Raw genomic sequence first — 2,560 nt, forward strand, 5'->3', positions numbered from 1 at the left:
AACGTGCCTGCACACTGGTTGGGTAAGCTTTGGCGTCGCAGCCGCGAGCAAGTAAAAACACAATGGCAACAGCAGCAGCGCTGGGTCCATGGTGTGCTAACTGAAGAGAAAAAACTATTACCGGTAAGAGCTGAATTTGACCAGTTTAAAACCGATTTACAACAGCTGCGGGCTCAAATTGAGCGCCTTGAACGTCAGTGTCGTGAGAAGAAGGGTTAATGATGCGGACGCGTCGCTTTTATAAAATTACCAAAACACTACTGAGCTATGGGTTAGATGATCTTATCCCCGCACGCTGGTTGCCCTGGACTATTCGTCTAGGACGTCATGCGTTGTTTTGGTTACCCAATAAGCACAAAGACAAGCCTGCGGGTGTGCGGTTAAGGCTGGCGCTCGAAGAGCTAGGTCCGGTGTGGGTTAAGTTTGGTCAAATGCTATCTACCCGCCGCGATCTATTACCGCCTGATATTGCGATTGAACTGGCACGTCTGCAGGACAAAGTCCCTCCTTTCGATGGTCATGCAGCGCAGCGTATTATCGAAAAGTCCTTAGGTTTACAGAGTATTAGTGACTGCTTTGCTGATTTTGACACAACCCCTTTGGCGTCGGCGTCAATTGCTCAGGTGCATACCGGTAAACTGAAGAAAAGAGACGGCGAGTTAACGGATATTGTTATAAAGGTTATTCGTCCGGATATCCGCGAGACTATTAATGCCGATTTGGAGCTGATGGAAACTCTGGCATCGGTGGCTGCAAACCATTTACCGGATGGGCGGCGCTTAAAGCCGAAAGAGGTGGTTAAAGAATATCGGAAAACCTTGCTCGATGAGCTGGACTTAATGCGCGAAGCAGGTAATGCAATACAGTTAAAGCGCAACTTTGAAAACTCAGACATGCTTTATATTCCGGTGGTTTACAGTGACTACAGTCGCCATAACGTGATGGTTATGGAGCGCATTGACGGTATTCCGGTAAGCGATATTGCGACCCTGCAAGCTCGTGGTGTCGATATGAAAAAGCTCGCTGAACGGGGCGTTGAAGTCTTTTTCACCCAGGTATTCCGCGACAGCTTTTTTCATGCTGACATGCACCCGGGTAATATTTTTGTGGCGAAAGATGACCCCAGAAACCCGCGTTATATCGGTATTGATTTCGGTATTGTCGGAACCCTTAACCGCGACGATAAGCGCTATTTAGCCGAAAACTTTCTGGCCTTTTTTAACCGTGATTACCGCAAAGTTGCGGAGCTTCATGTTGACTCAGGCTGGGTACCCAAGCACACCAATATTGAAGAGTTTGAGTCTGCCATAAGAACGGTTTGTGAGCCTATTTTTGAGAAGCCACTGGCGGAAATATCCTTCGGACACGTGCTGATCAACTTATTTAATACAGCCCGCCGTTTTGAGATGGAAGTGCAGCCGCAGCTGGTTTTACTGCAAAAAACCTTATTGTACATTGAAGGTTTGGGTCGCCAGCTATACCCGGAACTGGACTTATGGAAAACCGCTAAACCATTCCTCGAGCGTTGGATGAATGAGCAACTGGGCTGGCGTGCTATTGTCCGTTCGGTGAAAGAGAACGCGCCGTACTGGGCTGAGAAATTGCCTGAAATGCCCATGATGCTGTATGAAAACTTACGCCAGCAACACAATATTGATGAACGAGAACGGCAGCTGCGCAGGCAACAGCTTTTAACTCAGAAGCAGGCTTCAACCTCTCTGTTCTGGACGGTATTAACCGGCAGCGGTTTAATTTGTACGACATTACTTTGGAACCAGTCCGAGTTATCTGAGGTTACTATTGGTTCCGGAGTCGTCACTGTTATTCTGGGAATTATGGCCTGGCGCACCCGGCCTAAAACGACAAATAGTGAACTTATTTAACGTAAACGATAGGAAATAAAATGGGTATATCACCTTGGCAGCTCCTCATACTGTTAGTCATTGTTGTCTTGCTGTTCGGCACCAAGCGTCTTCGCAATCTGGGTTCCGACCTGGGAAATGCGGTAAAGGGCTTTAAAAAGTCCATGGGCGATGAAGCGGATGACAAAGATAAAGACGATGACTCGCTGCAACACAAAGAAGAGCATGACGACAAGTCAGATTCGGATAAAACCGGGAAGTCGTAGATGTTCGATATTGGTTTTTGGGAGTTATTGCTTATAGCGATAGTCGGCTTGCTGGTGCTCGGTCCCGAGCGCCTGCCGTCAGCTATTCGCGGCTTTCAGAGAACCTTATCTGGTATCAGGCAATACTCCCAAAAAGTGCAAAGTGAGCTCGATAATGAGCTGCGCATAAAAGAATTGCACGAGCATTTGAAACAAGCTGAAAGTCAGGATTTGGAAAATTTAAGCCCGGAGCTGCAGCGCTCGCTGGTTGAGCTAAGGAACGCGGCAGCCGATGTTCAGCGACCTTATTCAAAAGACAAGCCGGAAACTGACAACAAGCCAAAAACGGACACGGATAAAGGTGCGGAATGAGTGACTCGCCTTTATTAGACCACTTACTTGAACTGAGAAACCGGTTACTGCGCTCTATACTGGTAATTTTGTTGGTGTTGA

Annotated in this window: 3 protein-coding genes and 2 pseudogenes; all 5 read left to right on the top strand. The window is 47.5% G+C overall.

Annotated features, from left to right (window positions below):
• Positions 1-219 (top strand): annotated as a pseudogene (locus tag B3180_RS01330) (hypothetical protein); the annotation flags it as partial.
• Between the two features lie 2 nt (positions 220-221).
• Complete coding sequence (gene ubiB / locus B3180_RS01335) at positions 222-1,883, top strand: ubiquinone biosynthesis regulatory protein kinase UbiB (RefSeq protein WP_174507669.1); 1,662 nt, start codon at positions 222-224, stop codon at positions 1,881-1,883.
• A gap of 20 nt (positions 1,884-1,903) precedes the next feature.
• On the top strand, positions 1,904-2,128 hold the full coding sequence (tatA, locus tag B3180_RS01340) for a twin-arginine translocase TatA/TatE family subunit (protein WP_199493794.1): 225 nt from the start codon (positions 1,904-1,906) through the stop codon (positions 2,126-2,128).
• Positions 2,129-2,479, top strand: a complete 351-nt coding sequence (gene tatB / locus B3180_RS01345; RefSeq protein WP_054490119.1) for a Sec-independent protein translocase protein TatB — start codon at positions 2,129-2,131, stop codon at positions 2,477-2,479.
• Positions 2,476-2,560, top strand: a pseudogene (locus B3180_RS01350) (Sec-independent protein translocase subunit TatC); the annotation flags it as partial. The gene tatB and the pseudogene B3180_RS01350, both read left to right, overlap by 4 nt.

The sequence above is a fragment of the Idiomarina sp. UBA4206 genome, assembly GCF_002383015.1.
In the GTDB taxonomy this organism is placed as follows: Bacteria; Pseudomonadota; Gammaproteobacteria; order Enterobacterales; family Alteromonadaceae; genus Idiomarina; species Idiomarina abyssalis.